18 protein-coding genes and 1 tRNA gene are annotated in these 21,942 nt (G+C 49.6%); 5 read left to right on the top strand and 14 right to left on the bottom strand.

Annotation, left to right across the window (positions count from 1 at the left end):
• Positions 1–281: 281 nt before the first annotated feature.
• Entirely contained in the window at positions 282–1,016 is a 735-nt protein-coding gene (gene gvpF, locus AC5JMP_RS11930) for a gas vesicle protein GvpF (protein WP_495851731.1), read from the top strand.
• 46 nt (positions 1,017–1,062) lie between these two features.
• A complete protein-coding gene (locus AC5JMP_RS11925) occupies positions 1,063–1,332 on the top strand; it encodes a gas vesicle protein GvpG (protein WP_495851680.1) in 270 nt (89 codons plus the stop codon).
• A 59-nt stretch (positions 1,333–1,391) separates the two neighbouring features.
• Here the strand turns inward: AC5JMP_RS11925 and AC5JMP_RS11920 are convergent, their stop codons facing one another.
• The 3 genes from AC5JMP_RS11920 to AC5JMP_RS11910 all read right to left on the bottom strand — a co-directional run bounded on the left by AC5JMP_RS11920 (position 1,392) and on the right by AC5JMP_RS11910 (position 3,999).
• Complete coding sequence (locus tag AC5JMP_RS11920) at positions 1,392–2,348, bottom strand: pyridoxamine 5'-phosphate oxidase family protein (RefSeq protein ID WP_495851679.1); 957 nt, start codon at positions 2,346–2,348, stop codon at positions 1,392–1,394.
• A 139-nt stretch (positions 2,349–2,487) separates the two neighbouring features.
• Positions 2,488–3,087 (bottom strand): glutathione S-transferase family protein, encoded by a 600-nt coding sequence (locus AC5JMP_RS11915; RefSeq protein ID WP_495851678.1) that lies wholly within the window; start codon positions 3,085–3,087, stop codon positions 2,488–2,490.
• Between the two features lie 51 nt (positions 3,088–3,138).
• A complete protein-coding gene (locus tag AC5JMP_RS11910; protein ID WP_495851677.1) occupies positions 3,139–3,999 on the bottom strand; it encodes an alpha/beta fold hydrolase in 861 nt (286 codons plus the stop codon).
• A gap of 677 nt (positions 4,000–4,676) precedes the next feature.
• Between AC5JMP_RS11910 and AC5JMP_RS11905 the strand changes: the two genes are divergently transcribed.
• Positions 4,677–6,764 carry an NACHT domain-containing protein gene (locus tag AC5JMP_RS11905; protein WP_495851676.1) on the top strand — a complete coding sequence of 696 codons (2,088 nt, stop codon included), beginning with the start codon at positions 4,677–4,679 and terminating at the stop codon, positions 6,762–6,764.
• Positions 6,765–7,267: 503 nt separating this feature from the next.
• Entirely contained in the window at positions 7,268–7,459 is a 192-nt protein-coding gene (locus tag AC5JMP_RS11900; protein ID WP_495851675.1) for a DUF1816 domain-containing protein, read from the top strand.
• A gap of 284 nt (positions 7,460–7,743) precedes the next feature.
• Here AC5JMP_RS11900 and AC5JMP_RS11895 read toward each other — a convergent pair whose 3' ends face one another.
• From AC5JMP_RS11895 to AC5JMP_RS11850, 10 genes are all read right to left on the bottom strand, one after another.
• The gene (locus AC5JMP_RS11895) at positions 7,744–8,070 is read right to left on the bottom strand and encodes a hypothetical protein (RefSeq protein ID WP_495851674.1); all 327 of its coding nucleotides are present in this window, start codon (positions 8,068–8,070) and stop codon (positions 7,744–7,746) included.
• Positions 8,071–8,170: 100 nt separating this feature from the next.
• Positions 8,171–9,259: a M4 family metallopeptidase gene (locus tag AC5JMP_RS11890; protein ID WP_495851673.1), complete on the bottom strand. Its 1,089-nt coding sequence runs from the start codon at positions 9,257–9,259 to the stop codon at positions 8,171–8,173.
• 649 nt (positions 9,260–9,908) lie between these two features.
• The gene (locus AC5JMP_RS11885) at positions 9,909–10,478 is read right to left on the bottom strand and encodes a hypothetical protein (protein ID WP_495851672.1); all 570 of its coding nucleotides are present in this window, start codon (positions 10,476–10,478) and stop codon (positions 9,909–9,911) included.
• Positions 10,479–11,081: 603 nt separating this feature from the next.
• A complete protein-coding gene (gene rbp / locus AC5JMP_RS11880; RefSeq protein ID WP_495851671.1) occupies positions 11,082–11,378 on the bottom strand; it encodes an RNA-binding regulator in 297 nt (98 codons plus the stop codon).
• A gap of 385 nt (positions 11,379–11,763) precedes the next feature.
• A tRNA-Glu gene (locus AC5JMP_RS11875) sits at positions 11,764–11,836 on the bottom strand.
• A 37-nt stretch (positions 11,837–11,873) separates the two neighbouring features.
• Positions 11,874–12,653 (bottom strand): PIN domain-containing protein, encoded by a 780-nt coding sequence (locus AC5JMP_RS11870; RefSeq protein ID WP_495851670.1) that lies wholly within the window; start codon positions 12,651–12,653, stop codon positions 11,874–11,876.
• Between the two features lie 77 nt (positions 12,654–12,730).
• Positions 12,731–14,191, bottom strand: a complete 1,461-nt coding sequence (locus AC5JMP_RS11865) for a site-2 protease family protein (protein ID WP_495851669.1) — start codon at positions 14,189–14,191, stop codon at positions 12,731–12,733.
• A gap of 76 nt (positions 14,192–14,267) precedes the next feature.
• Entirely contained in the window at positions 14,268–15,191 is a 924-nt protein-coding gene (murQ, locus tag AC5JMP_RS11860; protein WP_495851668.1) for an N-acetylmuramic acid 6-phosphate etherase, read from the bottom strand.
• Positions 15,192–15,253: 62 nt separating this feature from the next.
• Positions 15,254–15,640: a DUF3110 domain-containing protein gene (locus AC5JMP_RS11855; protein ID WP_495851667.1), complete on the bottom strand. Its 387-nt coding sequence runs from the start codon at positions 15,638–15,640 to the stop codon at positions 15,254–15,256.
• A 70-nt stretch (positions 15,641–15,710) separates the two neighbouring features.
• Positions 15,711–15,833, bottom strand: a complete 123-nt coding sequence (locus tag AC5JMP_RS11850) for a hypothetical protein (RefSeq protein WP_495851666.1) — start codon at positions 15,831–15,833, stop codon at positions 15,711–15,713.
• On the opposite strand from AC5JMP_RS11850, the gene AC5JMP_RS11845 reads away from it, so the two are divergent.
• Positions 15,832–20,826, top strand: a complete 4,995-nt coding sequence (locus AC5JMP_RS11845) for a translocation/assembly module TamB domain-containing protein (RefSeq protein WP_495851665.1) — start codon at positions 15,832–15,834, stop codon at positions 20,824–20,826. The genes AC5JMP_RS11850 and AC5JMP_RS11845 overlap by 2 nt on opposite strands.
• Here AC5JMP_RS11845 and AC5JMP_RS11840 read toward each other — a convergent pair.
• A complete protein-coding gene (locus AC5JMP_RS11840) occupies positions 20,823–21,842 on the bottom strand; it encodes a cysteine hydrolase family protein (RefSeq protein WP_495851664.1) in 1,020 nt (339 codons plus the stop codon). The genes AC5JMP_RS11845 and AC5JMP_RS11840 overlap by 4 nt on opposite strands.
• Positions 21,843–21,942: the final 100 nt, after the last annotated feature.

The following is a 21,942-nucleotide window of genomic DNA, read 5'->3' as shown; positions in this document are numbered from 1 at the left end:
ATCGATCACGTCGTTACCGAGCGAAAGTAATTACCGTGAACCATCGATCGGCTGGTAGTGTTTCAAATTTGTTGTTGGTGTTTGTGAAAGGGGCGCTCCACGCCCCTTTCACAAACACCAACAACGTGTCTAGAGCATCACCTAGGGATGAGTCGATAATTTTGCTTGATCTCAATTTTGCTTGATCTGAATTTTCAAGAGCAACCTGGGAACTCTAGGGAATAGAAAAGGCGATCGCCCCCTTCGATCGCCCTCTACACCAATTCCTCCAGGAGTTCATGATGGCAAACGGTCTCTATCTATACGGCATTTTCCCCCCTTCCATTCGTTCAGATTTGCAGCTAGAAGGCTTAGACCAGCAGCCTGTGCAAATGCACGAACTAGATAACTTTATGTTTTTGTATTCGGAAACCGAGCAGGATCGCTACCTTGCCAGCCGCAAAAACTTGTTGGGTCATGAGCGGGTCTTAGAGCAGGTGATGCAGCAAGGTCATCCGACGCTGTTGCCGTTGCAGTTTGGCTTAATCATCAGCGATTGGGAAATGGTGCGTCAGCAGTTGACTGTGCCAAAAGGGGATAGCCTCAAGCAGCTTTTCAACAAACTAGAGGGATATCGAGAAGTCAGCATTAAGATCTTTTGGGAACCGGAGATTGAACTGGAATCGCTGATGCGAGAAAACGACGATCTGCGAACCAAACGCGATCGCTTAGAAGGCAGATCTCTCAGCATGGATCAGGTGGTGAAAATTGGACAGTCAATTGAACGGGCAATGGACGATCGTAAGCAAGAGATTGTGACTCGATTTCAGGACGCTTTAAATCCGCTAGCGATCGAGATTGTGGAAAACGATGTTCTCACCGAAAAGATGATCTATAACGCTGCCTATCTGATTCCTTGGGAGGCAGAACCACAGTTTGGAGAGCAAATTGAAGAAGTCGATCGCCATTTTGAGAACCGTTTGAGACTTCGCTACAACAACTTCACAGCTCCCTTCAACTTCGCTCAGCTCGCCTAATCGATCTTAGATTGACATTCCCCATTCCCCCACTCCCCCACTCCCTATGTTTTTTGATCTACTTGTTGCTCCTCTTACTGCTCCTTTGAATGGTATTGCCTGGATTGGCGAAAAAATTTTAGAGCAAGCCAACATAGCGCTTGACGAAAAAGAGAATCTAAGCAAACGCTTACTCTCGCTTCAGCTGGCGTTCGATATGGGCGAAATTTCAGAAGAAGATTTTGAGACTCAAGAAGAAGAGCTATTGCTGGCGATTCAAGCTGAAGCAGATGCAGTCCACGCTGAATCGGAGGAGCTTAGCCACGAGCTTAGCTAGAAGTTGAGCTGAGGCTGTGTCCCCGCAAAATCTCCTAGAGGTTGGTAGACAGTGCGTTTCTACCAGGAACCCATGCGATCGAGAAAGGGCGAAAAATTAGGAGCTGACCCGCGTAACGGCAAGCTGCCCTCTACGCGATACCCATGAGAGAGGCGGAAGCGCAACAATCGCTCTGCTCCTGCGTAAGCCCGAATTTCATCCCCTTCCCAAATCACTTCGGCAGTTCCTGTTAGATACAGCAGATTGCCCCGATCGAAGTCTATAAACAGCAGTCCTGCATAGGGATTCAGCTTTAAATTACCGAAGGTATTGAAGTGATCATTGCCAGAAAAGTCAGGAATCGTTAATGTGCGATCGCCATCAATTCGGACAAAACCCGGTTTGCCGCCCCGATGGGAAACATCTACGCCACCAGCGGCAGCAGCGTCTTGATAGGCAGTCGCAATGAAGAATGTGTCAGCCGCAGCAATCATCGCGCGATCGGGTTCTCCTAGCACTTCAACCAAATGGACAGACTGAGGCGCCGCGATATCCGACTCGCTGAACTCAAGCAGACGTGCCTGAATGTATTGAGGACAGTTGCCAAAACTCTGTACTATCTGCACATCAAAGCGATCCGGGTGAATTGCAGTAACAGTGCCGTTCAAACGATTCCGTCGCCGGGTATGAAGCTCAATTCCTAGTAATCCAATGTCGATTCTTGCTCTGAGAATGGTGGCTAAGGGATCGCCCAACAGAGGTTTAGCGGTAACTTGTAAAGAACGATCGTCGGGGGAGGAGAGAAAGCCAGGTTCGCCCGCCAGGATGGAAGCCCAGGGCGAACCAGAGGCATCAACTGTGCCCACAATCACATAGGAGAGCTGGGCAAAAAACTGACGGTGCTGATCAGGAAGATAATCTCGAATCACGCGTCGTCCCTGCTTGTCCATTTGCTCCTGGACACCGAGCTGGGCTTGAATTGCCAGTTCGCCAGGATGAAAGGGGGATTCGGTGTGCAGCCAGCCTGAATGGCTCATTATGCTTTCTCTCCTTGGTTAGTACAATATTGAGGCTCAGATTTTTGGCAGTGCTAAATCTGGGTATGAATTTTTTTGAAAGGGGCGCGGAGCAAACCTTTTAAGAAATTCGTGCATAAAACCAGCAGCGCCAGCTTTTTCAGATCCCTGCCATAGCGATATAGCCTGGAAGTTGCTTAACCCGATCGATCCACACCCGCACATTGGGGTAAGGAGCAAGGTCAATCTTGCCGTCTGGTGCTAGAGCAATGTAAGGAAAGACGGCAATATCAGCGATCGTTGGGCGCTCAAACTCTAACCAGGTGCGATCGCTCAAATGCTGATTCAATTGCGTCAGGATAAACGCTGCCTTCTGATTCGCCCTTTCAATGTTAATGTCAGTTGCTCCAAACAAATGGTAGAGCCGCGCATGTTCAGGCCCTTGACGGACTTCTCCTGCCGATGTTGATAGCCACCGCACAACCTGTGCCAGAGGCAGCGCCTCGATCGGTAGCCATGGCTCGCCACCATATTGCCGCGCTAGATAGACGAGAATTGCCTGTGAGTCCGATAAGGTGATAGCACCATCCACCAGCGTTGGCACTTGACCGAAAGGATTGCGCGCTAGATGTTCGGGTGATTTTTGTTCTGCTTTCGACAAATCAACCTTGATCCATTCAAATTCAAGCTGCAATAGAGATAAAAACAGACGAACTTTGTAGCTATTGCCAGAGATTTCGTGACCGTAAAGCTTAATCATCTTCGGGTAGTCCTTGTAGAGTGAATAGGTTCTGAATTAGGTGACTTTAAATTAGGCGATGTGAGCAGGAAGAAAGCGGCGAATTTGATGAGCGATCGCTTCACCTTCTTCATCCAGAGCAAAGTGTCCAGTGTCGAGCAGATGAGTCTCAATTATGTTCAAATCTCGTGCAAAGGCTTTAGCACCTTCAGGCCCAAAAAACGGATCATTCTTGCCCCAGACAACGAGCGTGGGCGGTTGATGAGTACGGAAATAGGCGTGCCATTCTGGGTAGCTCTCTAGATTTTTGCGGTAGTCGTAGATCAATTCCAGCTGAGCGGCAGCGTTGTTGGGGCGATCGAGAAAAGATTGATCCAAATTCCAGTTGTCGGGGTTAATATTTTGCCGATCGCGTGTTCCACTCGTGTAAAAGAAAATTGTCGTGTCGCGCTTGAAAAATTCACGCGCAGCAGTTTCAGTGGCTTCGGTGCGATCGCGCCACAAATCTCGGAGCGCTTGCCAAGCGGAAGTTAAACCTTCTTCATAGGCATTGGCGTTTTGCAAAATCAGCGCTTGAATCCAGTCAGGATGTCGAGTCGCAACCCGAAAGCCAACAGGTGCGCCATAGTCTTGCAAGTAAAAGCTAAATCGAGTCAGTCCTAGCGCTTTCAAAAAATTCTCGGTGATGTCGGCAAGGCGATCGAAACTATATTCAAATTGATCAATGGACGGCGTATCGCTGTTGCCAAACCCAGGAAAGTCTGGCGCAACTAAATGAAATTGATCAGACAATTGATTGATTAAATCTCGATACATATGAGATGAAGCTGGATAACCGTGCAGAAGCACAATCGTAGGCTTATCTTTGGAACCTGCTTCTCGGTAGAAAATATTGAGTCCCTCGATCGCGATGGTGTGGAAGGTTGTAGGCATGGGTTCAATTTCCAATGGGTGAGTGGGACAATTATCTATACTGAACGTTTGGTACAACTAAAATTTACCGAACGTTCAGTATAATGTCAAGTAGGAGCGCAAATTTTCTTGAGGTCAATCTATCTCTGAAGTCAATCTATGTCTCAAGCAGCAGTTATTCCCCAGCTGATGGCGGTGCTTCAGCAGTACAGCTATGAGGGAGATAGATTACCTGGTGTTCTGAAACGACCGGATTGAAGTGAACCAGTCTCTACCACTATTTCCCTAACGGCAATTCTCAAACGGTAGGGAGAAATGGCAGCAATAACAATGTAGTGCTCAGTCGGTAATGATTTTGTGCTGTACGGGTAAAGACTATACGACACAGAATCATTACCTGAATACCACCCCTAAAAATATTGATCGCGATCGCGCCTATGAGAGGGCTGAATCGTACAGCTGAGCGCATCTTGAATCGGTAGTCCTTAAGGGTTAAGGATTTTTTGCTGTGTTCTGAGTGAGAAAAGCTCTTACCTTAAAGCTTATGCTCCTTCAATAGCGTGAATTTGTTTCACCTGAAACTTGTGGATTCTTTTGATTTCGGTAAAACGATAGATTCACAATACAGAGGATAATCGTAGATTGATATGTGTTAGTGGTATATATGACTTTACAGTAGAGACCAGAGGTTTTATCTCATGGTCAAACGATCGCTTCGGACATCACCTCTCGGTATTGAGCAAGCGAAACGTGCTTTTGCCCAGAAGGGATGGACGCAAGAAAACCTAGCGGGAGAAGTCGGGCTAAAAACACGCCAGTCAATTTGGCGGTTTTTTACAGGTCAGCCGATTGAGCGGCAGGTTTTTTTGGAAATTTGCTTAATATTGGAGCTAGATTGGCGAAAAATAGCGATCGATCCGCCTTCGGATTTTCCTAAGCTTGGAGGGGTTTCCAGCACTTCGGTTGCCGAGATTGATGCTTTAGTCAAACAGGTGCGATTGCAGCGTCGGGACAAAATTCAGCATCAGTGCGGCACTCTCCAGCTGTTGAATATCAGCCACCCCGTTGAAATTGACAACATCTATATCAATGTCAATACTCTGGAAGAGATTCCGAGCCAACAGTGGTTAGAATTAGCCGACCTACAGCGCTTCACGCCCAAAGAATTCAATCGATTTGGATTAGGAGATGTTTCTCAAACCCAGATTGCGGGGGTAGAAGCCGTCGAAACCTACTCAAAACTGAGGGTTTTGGGGAAGCCAGGGGCAGGGAAAACCACTTTTTTACAGCATCTGGCAATTCGATGCAGCCAAGGCAGCTTTGCTGCTGAGCGAGTTCCTGTTTTTATCACCTTGAGAGATTTTGTCGATGAAGCTAAAGACCCAGACGAGCTGAGTTTAGGCACCTACCTGCATGATGAGTTTCTCACCTCAGGAATTTCAGACCCATCCGTAGTCAGAACTCTGCTTCAAGAGGGTAGAATGCTGCTCTTGCTAGATGGCTTGGATGAAGTGCTGCATCAAGAACGCAAGGCGGTTGTTAAAGAAATTCGCAGACTTTCCGAAAAGTATCAGCGGAACCTATTTGTCGTAACTTGTCGTACAGCAACTCAAGCTGCCACTCTCAGGCGCTTCACAGATGTAGAGATGGCTCCCTTTACACAAGACCAAATTGTGGATTTTGCTCAGAAATGGTTTACTACCCTAACGAAGACCACGACCCACGCTGGGCAAGTGCAGGCAGTTCATTTTATTCAGAAACTAGACTTGGCGGAAAATATGCCTCTCCGTCGGCTTGTCACTACGCCGCTATTTCTTCACCTTGCCTGCTGGATTTTCCATTACCAGGGTAGATTTCCTATTAGACGATCGCAATTTTATAAGCAATGTTTAGATCTGCTGCTCAGCAAATGGGATGAAACCAAAGGCGTTGAGCGAGACGAAATGTTTTGCGGTTGCTTACTGCCCCAAAAGCTGAAGCTTCTGAGCCAAGTTGCTAAGATCACCTTTGAGCAGGAGGATTATTTTTTTGGAAAACAGGTTATCGAGCACCACATCAGTGATTACATTCAGGGCTTACCTAATGCTTCGATAGAATTAGAAGAATCGCAGTTAGAGAGCGAAAGGATACTTAAAGCGATCGAATCACAGCATGGAATTTTAACAGAACAGGTGCAGGGAATTTTTTCATTCTCTTACCCAATATTTCAAGAATATTTTACGGCTCGAAAAATTGTAGCCAATCACAATTCAGATGCCACCGATCACTCATTGGAACAGTTAGTTAGCCATATGAATGAATCCCGCTGGCGAGAAGTTTTTCTCATGACAGCGGCAATGCTGCGTACCGCTGATCCTTTAGTGCAGCTAATGAAACAAAAAATTGATGCGATCGGGACTGAAGACGCTGATCTGCAAGAACTTTTAACTTGGGCAGCGCACAAACCTCTTGTCGCTTCTCCACAGCCTGCTGCAATTCACACATTCTATTTTGCCCTCACCCATCAGCCTCATCTTGTTCCGCACCTAGTGCTTGCCTCTATGCTGAGTTGGGGAATTTTTCTAGATATTGTTTTTGACTTCAGTCTAGAGCAGCAGGAAGTATGGCAGCGATACTGTGATGCAAATCAATTACTGCTCGATTGCCTCAATAGCAACTGCGAAGTAACCGTTACCGTGCGGCAAGAAATTGAAGCTGCTTTGCTATTGCCTCATGAGCTGGTCGGGCTAGAAAGAATCTCAACAGCAGGGAGAAATCTCACACCTGATTTAAGACAGCCTAAGTGAAGTTTTAATACATTTCAATTTATATGACACAAGTTATACAATTCAAATAGTTGAATAGACGCGATTTCAATCATTCCTGTACTATCTTTTAAGGTGATATAAAAGTGATTGCACAGGCTGACACTACCTTGTTTGCCTTGCAGCTTTCTCCCAGTGTTATTTCTCCAGCGTTATTTCTACTGTCTTGTCTCTACCAATCTCTACAAATTGATAGATGCTACACCTGTATGGGTTGTATAACTTTAATAATGACAAGCTTCCAGTCAGCCTGAATTTTAATTTGTCTCAGCTCAATGAAGCTATACACGCCCCAGTGAACCGCTAAAATCATGGTAGGCGATCGCAGTTAGCGATTTCCATACATAGCCAACGCACCAGTATCCACTGGATCTAGCTAAACGAAGCGTATGTATCAAACTGCCCTTTTCATATTCCTAGTACGGTAGAAACCTTTTAAATTCGATCGCTTTAAACTCCGTTAAAAAAATCTACAGGTATCTCTGATGAATACACTATCACCGGATCAAACAGCATTATCATGGTGGGTGGAAGTTTTTATCTCCGCTCCCCAGCAAACTTACCAGTTTGGTCCCTTCAAAAGCCGGGAAGAGGCAAAGATTTCTAGATCTGCTCATGTTGCAGCTTTAGATCATAAAAAGATGAGAGACATCGTTGCCTTGATCAAGCAGCATTAGCAAGGTGTTGTGGAATGTCATAGTTTACCCAAAGAAAACCTGCATCATGCAGAGCTACCTTGAGGGTTTGCATCTGCTCGTGACAGCTGGTACAAGAGCACACTTGAGGAGTACAGAATGTTCTGCATTCGCCTCCCAGTCCCTCAACTTTAGGGGACTCTCAACAAGAACTGGCTCGAAAGTCCCTGGGATTTGGGGGATCTGGGGGGCGATTTAGACAGCAGTTGTTACCCTTTAAACATTCTCTAAGACTGGTTAGCCACATGACCAGCTTTGACCACTGCTTACAGCAAAGCATTGAGGCTTTGAACGACAGGATTTTGTCGATGTCTCATGACTTGCAGATAGATCCCTGCTAGCTCCTGAGCCAGTCTGTCCTCTGCCTGCTTTGCTTCTTGTTTAGAGTGATGCTGCTCGTAAAACACTAGGTATTGCCTAGATTGAAATAAAGTTGCCGCCAGTTCTTCTAGAAGAGGATTAGCCGACTCGAAACAATCATCCGTTCCAAAAAACTCGTCAGTTGTTTCTAGAAGCTGCATTTTAGCCTTGAAGCGAATAGCTGCACGGTGAGGACGGTGATTGATCAGTGCCATAGTTTGTGTGTGCTGCATAAAGATGTTGTGCAGCATACACTATATTGAAGCTTTAGGTTTAATTTTCTAAACTTGCTACTGCGTTCAGGTGAGATTTGCAAGACTTATGCTTTGCTATTTAAAGAACTCCAACCTGTTGCCAAGCGCTACTCACCGCCTTTTGTTCGTCCCCGTCGCTACCATAAATCTGCCCTGCAATCTGGATAGTTGCCTCAGCTGCCTGCTGAAAATTTGCCTCAGGAGATAGCTCTTTCTTCAGCGTAAGGTACCAAATCTTCCCAGTCTTTTCCCAAGCAAAACCGCCGATCGCCATAGCAGCAAGATAGAAAGCGCGATTAGGAATACCAGAATTGATATGCACCCCTCCAAAATCGGAAGTGCCTCGATAAAGGTCGCTGTAGTGTGCAGGCTGAATGTCTTTCCCCAAAACGCGATCGTCATAGGCTGTTCCGGGTGCTGCCATGGAGCGGAGCGCCACACCATTCACCCCGACAGCTAGCTGTCCGGCACCAATCAGCCAATCTGCCTCATGGACTGTCTGGTTGAGCGATCGCTGTTTGACCAATGTCCCAAACACGTCAGAGAAGGATTCATTGAGCGCACCGGGTTCGTCCTCATACTTTAACTTCGCTGTGTAATCAACCATTCCATGGGTGAGTTCATGAGCCATGACATCGATCGCGATAGTAAAACGATTAAATAAGCGACCATCGCCATCGCCATAGACCATCTGATCGCCATTCCAGAAGGCATTGTCATAGTTCACACCAAAATGTACGGTGGAGTCTAATCGCAATCCGTTATCGTCAATAGAATTGCGTCCATAAATGTCTTTGAACAGATCGTAAGTGGCTCCAGATGCGTCATAAGCTTCATTGACTGCCTCATCGGTAGAGGCCGGGTCGCCCTCCCCTCGAATTAGCACACCAGGAAGAGACTGGCTGTTTTTAGCATCGTAGATTGTGCGTCGCTTTCGACCCGGCGATACCGCAAACGAGATGTTACCTACAGCAGAACGTCTGCCGCGAAATTGTTCTGAGGCTCTCAGGGTTTTAAGTGCCCAATCACATTGATTATCGTCGCCATGCCGGATAATGTGATCTAACATTTGCGGTGGCAAAATGCAGCAAATAGGGCATCTTTGGGGCTGCTTTCTTGTGCCTATCCAGTCTTTGAGATTCTGAGGCGTGTTTAGCTTATGGATCATGACTAATCTCCCTAAATTTATACTGACAACATACAGTGCTTTAAGCTTGGTTAAGTACGAGTTATTTTTTGGAAGCCGCTCTCCGCGCAGCTTCTATTGAAAATTGCGGTAGGTTATGACTATCATTCTGAATTTAGCGAAATGAAGAATCTCAACGTCGCGTTAGAAGACAAGATATTTCAACTCCGCCAGCGCTTCATTAGACCTCTTACAGATTAAAGTTTTGGGATTAGGTTTAGTGAGCGTTGCACCCCCACTAAACCTAATTTGCAAGAGGTCTATTCAATATGACAAATGCAGAGTCAATTATTAGCTGAGGGTTAAGCAAATAGATAGCACCCTCTCTCCGTTGGTTAATTTCTAACGACGTTTCTAATAACGTTTGCAGATATCCAAACCGAATTTTGCTGCAATCCTGTTCACATTTATATAGCAACCGCCAAGGCGGTTAGGACAGGGACATTTAGGGTGGGGCGCGAAGCGCCCCACCCTAAATGTCCTAAGAAAACTGGCGATGACCATAACCTTCACATTTATAACCTTCAATAGGAAACCTGGCAGGTACCGTGCCCTGCCAGGTCTGTCAGAGTCTTGAACTTTACCAGGCGATCGTTACGCCTCAATCAGCGTTACTCTCATCTGGAAAAGATTACTCTTGACCCGAAGCATAGACTTGAAGCAGCACTTGCTCAATGTAGCCATGTCCCCAGATCTTAGTGGTGCAAGCGTTTTCAACAGGCCCAACTGTAACAACTGCGCCCATTGCATAAAGACCAGCAGGCATATTCTGATCAACGGGACGAGTAGGAATCGTCTTCAGGCTGTACTTGAATACCCCTTTTTGAGTCAGGATCGTAGCACCCAAATTCAGTTCTGATGCTTTCTTGCCATAGCCTTCAAGCGCAAAGTCAATATTGATCCGGGTTCCTAAGCACATCAGTAGCTCAGTCAGAGGAGTTTTGTTAAACTCGATATCAACGCTGGCAACAAAAAACTCATCTTCAGCGGCGATATACTGCGAGTTGGCAGGATCAGCAGGAACGTTGCCCAAGCCTTTGATATCCAGGTTAGAAAGCGTGAACTTTACAGGACCGACAATACCTTCAGAACGTGTCTCAGATAGTGTATTTTCATCACGTTGTCCAGGCACACCTACCACTGTTGAGATTTGTTGAGAACGTGCTGCGCGGGCTGCCATTTCTTGCATTTCGTTAGACATGATAATTTCCCTTTTTTGATTTCAAGTTTATGGATTGAGTTGCAAGCCTTCGTAGAATCAGCTTTCAGTTTTTCGTTCTTTGGCTCAGTTACTTTGGCTTCCAATGAATCTATAATCCTTCAACTACAAGCCATTGATAAGTACCCGACTTGGGTACTCTTTTTTGATTAATCTTGTCAAGAGAATAGAGCGAATGAAGTGATGGGCTTAATATCAGAATTAATAAATAAGCTTATTTATTTGTTTGAAAAGCCAACTCTATTGTTGGTTGTGACAGTGCAAACAGAAAGTATTTTTAGAGGCGCAAGCAGTCTAGGATAGGCGGCTAAGAATTGTTATTAATAGGCATGAAAAAGGTTCAGACACTACTGCCTGAACCTTGAAATTAGCTAGAGATAAAATACCTCTAGTAAAAGAAATGAATACAATAACTTAAGAGGATGTTTAAAAGCGGTCGGCTGTGATTTTAGGCACCTGCTGATCCCCCTGCCCGCTTAGAAAGGGAGAAATGGATTCAAAGTCCTCCTTTTTAAGGCGGATCGAGGAGAATCTGAAACGTTTCCCTACCAATAGTTGGACTTTCCAACCATCCTTTAAGGGTTATTAGTTACGAGAGAAGCTATCTCTACGATTTCCGCCACCAAAAGAACTTCTATCTTCACGAGGTTTAGCTTTGTTGACCTTCAGATCACGCCCCATCCACTCAGATCCATCTAGAGCATCAATAGCAGACTGTTCTTCAGTGTCTGTACCCATTTCTACGAAGCCAAAGCCGCGCATTCGACCCGTTTCGCGATCGGTCGGTATCTGAACTCGCTTAACTGAACCGTACTCTGCAAATACAGCCGTTACGTCAGCTTCGCTCACCTGATAGGACAGGTTACCAATATAAATCGACATTAACTCATCTCCAAAATTGAAAAACTTGTAGAGAAAAATCTCGGAGAGAAGCCTGCCAATACCAAACGTAGAAAAACTTTTAATACTTGAAACAAACGCTGCCACCGATACTTAATCTCAGGTATCATCCTAGCATTTTTAAAAAGTAACGGGGGAGAGGTTATTAATTAATAACATTCCCAAGAATGGATAATAGTCCTTAAAAGGTAATGATTTTTTGTGGTGTGGGCAAAGCCCACACCACAAAAAATCATTACCTGCACACCACCACATAGATATCGTTGGTTGCCACTAGCCAATCTTAAAAGTAGAGATAGATAAGAACGCAAAAACATGACCTGTAAGAAGTTTCCTACAGGTCATGTTCCGTATCTTGAGTTTTGGATACCCCCAGGGGAATTCGAATCCCCGTCGCCTCCGTGAAAGGGAGGTGTCCTAGGCCTCTAGACGATGGGGGCAGGTTCCTTTTCACTTTTACTAGATTAGCCAAAAGAATTACTTCTTGTCAACTGCCACCTGCAATTCTTTGAACGGCAATTGGTGAGGGGCAAGAGTTTGAGGCCAGTATTTTTTGAGATCAGCGCTATTCAAAAGAAACCAAATGAGATAGGCCGCGATCGCCAATCCTGCCACCGCCAAAAGCAGCGATATCACATCGGGCAACCAATCAGGTCTTGAAACAGTATTCCGAACGATCGTAGGCTTAGTCTGGGGAGTCGTTCGGGTGGGAGAAGTACGCTGATAGGCAGGGGCGGCAGGGGGCATCCCATAGGCAGTCCGAAATTGCTGAAATTTCTGGCTGACGGCAATGGGGCGCTGTCCGGTACGGCTCCATTGCAGGAGAGATTCTCCCGTAATGCCACACAGATTCACCACCGGAATTTCATAGAGCCGTTGCAGCAAGGCTCGGTCTTTGGAAACCAATACCACCAGGCTATTAGAGAAATTTTGGGACAGGGCAAAGGCGCAGCGCCCCACCGCTAATGAGACCCTAGAGCGGCGCGTTAACGCCTGTCCAGACCCAACCTTCAGCGTAGGGTGGTGGGCATTGGCATCGGTAATTTGCCAGCCGCTAGAGGCATAGAAGCGGTTAAACGCTTTTGCGATTCTCTCTAAGTCTGGATCGGGCGATCGATCGAACATTAGCTTCATTTCCTCATAAACCACTTGAGGAATGTAGCAGCTACCGACTCGTGAAAACTCTTGCCATTCGCTAGGAGAAGAAACCGACAGCGCGCTGATATCAAACACCAAAATAACTGGGGGAACTGCCATGGTAGATTTAGCCTCTAAAAAATAGCCTCTGAGTAAAGTAGTCTTCAAAAAGCACCCTGTGAACTTAATCTCTACAATTAGCCCCCAATGCCCAAGCGACTTGCCAGACTTGGGGTTAAGGGCAGCAGCGTTGCCGCCATCACAAACAGAATCAGTAGACCTAGCGCGGCTCTTGCGTCATTTGGCTCCGTTAGCTCGTTGAGCGCAGGACGTTCTAAATCACGTTGCAAAAACAGGATGGCGATCGCCCAATACAGCGCCAGCGGATTGACCAAAGCCGCCAAACCCACAACAATCAGAGTGCCAATGGTGGTGCGAGCCGCCACTTTACGACCATAGATGGATTGTAAGATCCGTCCGCCATCAAGCTGTCCGGCAGGCAGTAAATTAATTGCCGTCATCACCAATCCCAGCCAGCCAATGACTACGAGCGGATGCACATCAACAACAGGCTGCTGAAGCGCATTGCCTAGAGCGACCTTGGCAAGCAGTCCTACCAAAAGCGATCCCTGAAAAAACTCTGAAGGAAGTTGAAAATAGCTCCCTTGATGGGACAACAGCAAACCTGCAATCAGCATTCCCAAAGCAGTCAACCCGCCGACAGCTGGCCCCGCAAAAGCGATGTCAAACAGGGCAGTGCGGCTAGGCAGCAGGGAAGCAAAGCGCGTAATTGCCCCAAAAGAGCCAATTTGCAGCACAGGCAAGAAAAAGGGCGGCAGTAGCTGAGCCTGGTAGCGCTTTGCTAGCACCAGATGCCCAATCTCATGAACTGCCAAAGTCAGCAAAATCCCTGCGCCGATCGGCAAAACTTCCAGCAGTCGGGCGGGAGTCGTCAACAAATCGAATCCCAACATTAGCCCTGCGGTTTCTAAACAGGTCGCGATCGTCGCCACACCTAACCCAATAGCCAGCACAATCTGCGAAACCGTAGCGGGCTTGGGATCACTACTGCTGGGCAGAACCACCACAACGGGCTTGTCTTCCATGCCTTCCACCAAAAACAGGCGATAGCGATCGTCTAGGCGCTCTTTCAGTCGGACAGAGAGGCGCTCATGGGTGGACTGTGGCTCTCCCCGCAGATTGCCTTTAAAGATGACACCTGCCTGATAGGGGATAGCTTCGACTGCAAAGAACGTGTCTACTCCAAAAATGCCGCGAATTGTCTGAAGGTCGGCGGCCGGAAGGGCAGGAGTTGCATCTTGAACGGGTTCCGCCTGAGCAACTGGAGGTGGCGGAGATTGAGCTAGAGGAGGCGTGGGAGCCGGAGAGATATACTTCTCCGGATCATTGCCAACTATATCTCGTAGCCATCTGCCCAAAGCAATGTAGATCAGTGTAGAGCCGACCAGCAAAGACAAGGCTTCTGCAAGATTAATGAATGTACCTACTGCCGACAGACCAAAAAATAGAAACCAAGGCAGCATGAGCGCTACGGATTGCAGCCACGCCAAAACTCCCGGCTTGCCAAGGGGTAAGGCGCGGTAGAAACCCCACCCCAATAGTGCCAATGCCACGAGCAGAATCACAGCAGTAATCATTCAGTAGAGGCTCTCTATTAATCCACAAAGTATGGATAATCTTTAAGCATACCAAGAGACTCTCAAACAAGGAGTATTAATACCCCTTGAAATCCTGGATCGCTTGCCGCAAGTTTCCTTGATGCTGAGTCAAGAGCCGATCGCCCCCCTGCCGATCTAGCCCTGTCCAGTGCATCAGCAGTGCCAGCTTCACCTGAAGACCGCTCTGTTCTAGAAGAGCGATCGCCTCCTCTCGGCTCAGATCGGTCAAGTCTTGAAGGATTCGCAGGGCGCGATCATGCAGCTTAGTGTTGGTGACGGCCACATCCACCATGCGATTGCCGTAGACTTTGCCCAGTTTAACCATCACGCCCGTAGACAAAATATTGAGCGCCAGCTTGGTGACGGTACCTGCCTTGAGGCGAGTAGAACCTGCCAATATCTCTGGGCCTACCAGCAGGCGAATGTCAATATCAACAGTATCCAGGCTGACCTGATCGCGAGGCACACAGGCAATGAACACCGTGGCGGCCCCGCGCTGACGGGCGGCACGGAGCGCTCCGTGAACATAGGGCGTGGTGCCTCCTGCCGTAATGCCCACCACAACATCTAGCTCGGTGACTTGACGATGGGCGATCGCCTCTGCCCCGTCCTCCGGGCGGTCTTCCAAATCTTCGGAGCTGCGAACGAGCGCCCCCGATCCTCCGGCAATGATGCCCTGTACCAGATCGGGCGGGGTGCAAAACGTGGGCGGACATTCGGCAGCATCTAGCACCCCCAGACGACCGCTAGTGCCTGCCCCAATGTAAAACAGCCGTCCGCCCTGACGCAAAGCCGCTGCCGTCCGATCGATCGCCTCAGCTAGATCCATCCGTGCGGCGGCAATGGCAGCGATCGTCTGAGCATCTTCGCGATTGAACAGATCGACAATTTCAAGCGCTGTCAGCTGATCAAGCGTCTGACTATTAGGGTTAACTTGCTCGGTCAGCAGATGCCCTCGTTCAACAAAATCTTCTTTCATGACTAAACTTTCATAGCTAACCTTACTTTCATAGCTAACCTGGTCATGGCTAAACTTCAGGCTTACAGCAGCCCTTCAAACCGTCGCCGCAGTCGTTCTAGCTCTGAGGGGGGCATCTCAGCCTCGTCAGCCGGGTCGCCGGAGCTAGCGGGTTGCCCCTCCGGATTCCAGTCAGGTTCTTCAACATTGGTTTCGGGAGGCACTGCCAACATACCTTCTGGCACTAGCTTACATTCGTAGTTGGCGCTATCACAGAACTCCTCGATCTCTTCTGTTTCAAAGGCTTCTACCGTAGGGTTAGAGAAGTCTTGGGCTTCGAGCAAGATACCGTAACGAGTGGCATCGTCTTCTGATTCAAACATTAGAACGACGTTGCGATCGTCCATCTTCAGCGTATGGATTCCTTCATTCTCGGTACGGGCATTAAATAGCAAAACAAACACGCGCATGGGACGTTGAGAAAAAAGCGTCTTGTCTATCCTACTGGGAATGGGAGCGGAGGGATTAAGGTATATTCTGTTAGGGACGCGCCAGAATCTTTAAGCTACGTTTCAACGTCAGGCTGAAGATGAAGACTGTTGGGTGAAAACTGTTGGACGAAGACTGTTGGGTGAAGACTGTTGGGTGAAAGTGCAAGGTCATGACGAATTCTCCCCATTCGGATAATCAGCCAGATCAGCAGCCTGAGCCGCCCTCAGGCAATCGGCGCGTTTGGCTATGGGTGGGCGCAGCCCTAGGCGGAGTCGCTTTGGCAGGTGCGGCGGTGGGCGGCTGGTGGGCATGGCGGTACGTGCAAAATGACCTAGCTCCGCAAGTTTCAACCAGCTTAAGTGATTTGCTCGATCGTCCGGTTGAGGTGGGGCGGCTAGAGCAAATTTCTCTCACCAGCCTGAAGTTTGGGGCTTCTAGCTTGCCGCCCACCGCTAGCGATGCCGACACCGCTCAAGTGGAGTCCGTCTGGGTCAATTTCAATCCCTGGGAGGTGCTGTGGGAGCGATCGCTCAGCCTTAATGTGACTTTGGTCAATCCCACTGCCTACATTGACCAGGATGAAACAGGGCTGTGGATTGCCACTGAGCTGAAAGACCAGCCGCCCACCGAGGATCTGATTAAGCTCAAGCTAGATACGCTGCGGGTGCAAAACGCCAAGCTGCAATTAGCGCCCTACGGTAAGGAAGTAGAGCAATCAGCGATCGTCTCCGATGAGCCTACAAACACGCCCTCTCCCACTTCCAAAAGCAGCTCTCCTGCTGAGAAAGCCCGCATTAAGCCACTCCTTACCTTTCAGGAGGTGAATGGCTCAGCGACCTTCCGAGAAGACAACAAGCTGATTACCTTTGAAGTTGCCGGAAAGCCTGAAACAGGAGGCAATTTTGATCTAGACGGCAAAGCCGATCTGCGGCTTCCAGAGATTACCCTCAACACAAAAGGGAATGACCTGCTGGCGGCAGATATTGGTTTGCTCATTCCTCTACCGCTGACGCTGAAGGCAGGGTTGCTAGATGCTGACCTGCAGGTATTGTTTCCGCCCGACAACCAGCCTTTGGGGCTAGAGGGTACCGTGCGGCTGCAAAATGTCACTGCGATCGCTGAGGGAGTACCCAAGCTGATCCGCAATGTCTATGGCGGCTTGCGCTTTCAGGGTCAGCAGATCGCCATGCAGGATCTGCGCGGTCGCTATGGCGAGGTAAATGCCCAAATTGGCGGCAGTCTGGATACCCAAAAAGGCTACAACCTGACGGTGCAGGTGCAGCCTACCCAAATTGCAGATGTGCTCAAGACTCTGGACGTTGATCCTGAAACACTGCCGATCGCCCTCACAGGAACTTTCCGCGCCAATGCCACGGTCAAAGGCAGCAGTGATCAACCCCTGATTGCGGGAGTTGTCGAAAATACTCAGCCCGTTCTGGTAGATAAAGTTGCCCTCCGATCGGCACAGGCACAGTTTACAGCAACGCTGCAATCGATCGACATCAGCAATATTCGAGCGGTGCCCCAAGCAGGGGGGCTACTGACGGGCAGCGGCAATGTGAAATTGGGCGATCGCGGGGGGTTAGCCTTTGATCTTCGTGCCCAAGGTCTACCCGCAGATACGATCGCCCGCACCTACGGAGCTAATCTAGGCAGCGTCACGGTTGGCAACGTCAACGCCACCGCTCAGGTTTTTGGCGGGTTTGACAACGTGCAGGCGATCGCTAAATGGGAAGCTCCTGAAGCCACCTATCCGGGGCGAGGTACGGTGGCGATCGCGGGAGATACCATCCGCTTTCAAGACACGCTGCTGCTGGTTGCCGGGGGCATTGTCCGGGGGCAGGGGGCGATCGCCCAAAACCGCTGGAATGCCGATCTCGACACGTCGGGAATTGAACTCAGCCAGTTCTCTTCTGACCTGCGGGGGCTTCTCAGCGGCAATTTCGCCCTGGGCGGCAGTCTAGATAATCTCAGCCCAGAGGCCATTAGTGCTGAAGGACAGGTGCGGCTGTCTCAAGGCGTTTCGCTGATTGCTAATCCGCTGACGGCTTCGGTGAAATGGCTGGGCGATCGCCTCCAAATTCGGCAGGCATCCGCGCCCGGATTTGATGCCAACGGCTTTGTATTTGCTTCCCTAGAAGGCACCCCTGCCATCACCAACCTAGATTTGAATGTCAATCTGCGGGGCTACGACATTACTCAGCTCCCCATCCCGATTCCTCAGCAGGTTCAGGTTGCCGGAACCACAGACTTCAGCGGTCGGCTGACCGGGGCATTAGAGACGCTGTCGATTGCTGGGCGGGTGGGTGTGAATAATCTGGTGGTCAACGCAACCGCCTTCGAGCCAGCTTTGAATGGCGAACTTCAGTACGTCACCAATCGATCGCTCAATCTAGATGTGGCCGGGGCGCAAGACCGCATTGCCCTACAGCTAGACAGCCGCAATCGCCCGGTTTCCTTTTTTGTGCAGCAGGGAGAGGCGATCGCGAAGGGCAGAGGCAACGGCGATCGGCTGGTCGTCGACCTGGAAAATTTCCCGCTTGCTATTCTCAATTTGTCTCCTGCGGCTGACTATGGGCTGGGGCGAGTCACAGGTAGGGTAAACGGCAATTTCAACCTCAATATTGCCAATTTGGCGCAGCCAGACGTGGTGGGAGAGGTGGCGATCGCCAATCCGGCGATCGACTACATCAGAGCCGATTCCTTCACCGGACGCTTCCGCTACGTCCAGGGTATTGGCGTGCTAGATGAAGGTGAACTGCGCCAGGGCAACAGCCGCTATCTGCTGTCGGGGAGCTTTAGCCCAGGAGCCGATCCGCAATTGCAGGGCAAAATAACCGCTGATTCCGGCAGAGTAGAAGATATTCTGACGGCGCTGCAAATTTTTGACCTGACGGATTTGGGGCGGGGCATCGGCGCTCCTAGCTTTGCCTCAGCGATCGATATCCTGCCTACATCTGTGACAACGGACGGCCTAAGCTTGTTGAACCAGCTCCGCCGCTATTCCGAAATCACGGCGCTACGCGACCAGCAGATTGCTCAGCGTCAAAACAATGCCTTCTTGCCCGATCTGTCGGAGCTGCAAGGCGTGTTTACCGGAGACATTAACGTTGCCTTTTCGCCCAGGAACGGGGCAACTCTGGGCTTCGACTTAAAAGGACAGGATTGGCGGTGGGGAGAATATGAGGTGAATCAGGTGGTGGCATCTGGGGGGCTGGAAAACGGCATCCTGACCCTATTGCCGCTGCGATTCCAGTCGGACAACTCGTTTCTCAACTTCTCTGGCACCTTGGGCGGCGAGCAGCAGTCGGGTCAGCTTTTGGCGCAAAATATTCCGGTCGCGGCGCTTCAAGACTTGTTTAAGCTGCCTGTGGCGATCGATGGTAATCTCAACGCCAATGTCTCTGTGGCGGGTAGCGTCGGCAATCCTCAGGTGACTGGAGAGCTGGTCTTGGCAGATGCAACCGTTAATGGTCAGACAGTGCCGCCCTTGAGGAGTTTGTTTGGCTATGCCAATGCGCGACTCGACTTTAACGGCAGAGTCATTGGCGATCGGGTGGCTGGGAATCAAACGGTCGAGGAGCTGGCAACTGAAAATCCGGCAACTGGTAATCCGGCAGCGGGGACACCTAGAAGTCAGGCAGACACTTTTCAGCTCAACGGTAGCGTGCCTTACGCCTTTCCGTTTATGACGGTGAAGCCCAACAATACTGACCTCAGCCTGGATGTCGATATTCGCAACAATGGCATTGCCCTCCTCAGTCTGTTCACCGACCTGGTGGCTTGGAAAGGCGGTGAAGGAGATGTCAAACTGCAAGTCCGGGGTACATTCGATCCGGCGCTCTCTAGCCCTGTGCGGCTCAATGCCACAGGCAAGGCGACGTTCCAAGACGCAGTTTTTTCTGCCAAAGCGCTGCCCCAAGACTTAACCAATGTGAATGGCGATATTTTGTTTAACAACGATCGCATCCGGGTAGAAAACCTTCAGGGACAGTTTAGCAACGGACAGGTGACGGCTCAAGGAACATTGCCTATTCTCGCGCCTCTAGCCGCTAATGATCCAGATGCCGCTACGCCTTTGGTTGTCAACCTAGACAGAATTGCCCTGAACCTAGAAAACCGCTTTGAAGGTAACGTGAATGGCACGATTCTGGTAACGGGTGCAGCTCTAGCGGCTCAGATCGGGGGTGACATCGACCTCAGCAACGGCAGGGTTATCTTGCCTAATGGTGAGGGCAGTGCCCCTGCTGTCCAGACTGCTTCCGCGCCTTCCACCCCCGGATTTCTCACGCAGCCGCAGTTTAATGATTTACAGGTTAGCCTGGGCGATCGCATGCGCGTCACGAGCGATCCCATCCTCAGCTTTGTGGCCACAGGCGATCTGTTAATTAATGGCACCCTCAACGAAACCTTTGATGACATTAGCCCCAACGGCACGATTTACCTAAAGCAGGGTCAGGTCAATCTGTTTGCCACTCAGTTTAATTTGCAGCGAGACTATAACAACCGAGCCGTCTTTTCGCCCACTCGCGGGTTAGATCCCTATATTGATGTCCGCCTGATTACCTCTGTCCCTGAAGTGGTGCGGGTGCCTGTCGCCAATACCACCTCACCCTTTGGGGTAGCAGAGCTAGCGGATACCACGGCATCCCCCTCCACCTCCACCGATTTTGGCTCGCTGCAAACCATTCGAGTACAGGCGAGTGTCACCGGACTCGCTAGCCAGATTTACAATAATTTGGAGCTTTCGAGTAGCCCTAGCCGCACCGAGGCGGAAATTGTGGCGTTGATTGGCGGCAATTTCCTTGGCAGCATCAGTCAAGCTGCCGATAATCCCACCTTGGCACTCGCCAGCGTTGCCGGGTCAACCTTACTCTCAGGCTTGCAAAACCTGATCAGCGATGCCACCGGACTGACTGATTTTCGCCTCTTTCCCACGACCGTTTCGTCTGAAAACGCGCGTTCTTCAACTCTGGCTCTGGCTGCCGAGTTGGGGTACGACATCACGGACAATCTTTCAGTTTCAGTGTTGCAGTTGCTGACTGTCGCAGAACCGACTCGCTTTAGCCTGCGCTACCGAATTAACGATCAGCTTTTGCTGCGCGGCTCTAGCAACTTGAGTGGAGAAAGCCGAGCGGTGCTGGAGTTTCAGACTAGGTTTTAAGAACTCCAATCTGTCGATCGCACCACCTGCATCCCGGCATCGGCAAAGCGTTGGTAGGTTTGATTAGCCTGATCGGTGAAATCCACCACGCCAGGAACCACGACGGGAGAAGAACAATCTTCGAGCAAGTAAATCTTCCGCGCCAGAGCAGGATCGATCGCCTGAATTTCAGTCAGCAGGTCATCGATTGTCCAGGCAACACAGTGGCTCTTTGCCTGTCCGGCAATCAAGACAACATCAAAGTTGAGCAAGCTTTGAATCAGCGCCGTGTTTTTGTGGGCGATCGTCTTTTGCTTCTCGTCTTCCAGAACTTCGGGTTTCAGCACCGAATAGTTTTCGGTCAGGGGATTATTGCCCTTCATTTCAAATCGCGTCTGGCTATCCCGCGCCATGCTGTGGAAAAAACAGGCTTCTTCGACTGAAGAAACGATCGCGTGACCAATGCCCCCCAGCATGGAGTGATAGGGCCAAATGGTGAGCGGAAACTTACCCGCTGCGTCAAGCTGGCGCACATAGTGCAGTGCGTGAGCCTGAAGGCGATCGCCCCCATAGTCCGCCTGTCCTAGATTTGCCCCAGGATTGGCGCTCCAGATGCCTTGCTCTACATCTTCTCGATGAATCATCGTCATGGGTGCTGGGTGCTCTCCGGCAGCGTTCACCCAAAATACGGGATGAAAAATCTGCGTTGCCGTATGGGTATCCATCGTCAGAACAATTTCGGTAATCGCGCCCAGGTTGCGATAGATAAACTCGCACAGCCGCTCGTTATCTTCCACGGCTCCCTTACCCGATCGCCCTCCCACAAACAGCTCAAACTCTGGAATGCAAAAGGTGTTTTGAACATCGATCGCCAAGAGACACACGCGAGTCTTGTCGTGGGTAGCAGGTAAAATCTGCTGCTGCTGCGCCCAAATCTTGGCTTCGGCAGCTCGGCTTTGGTAAGGTACGCGCCAGACTTCACCGACTTTTGCCGAATTGAAGTGCACCGGAATAGGAAGCTGGGTTGAAGTGCTCATGGAGAGTGTCTCATCTCTTAAGAATAGGGAAACTATAGATTGGAGGACGGGCGAATGCTTTTATCAGTCCATCTCATTAGATGATACCCTATTTATGGTA

The sequence above is a fragment of the Drouetiella sp. genome, assembly GCF_059504425.1.
The sequence above is the reverse complement of the archived record's forward strand: the minus strand, read 5'-3'. Positions and strand labels throughout refer to the sequence as shown.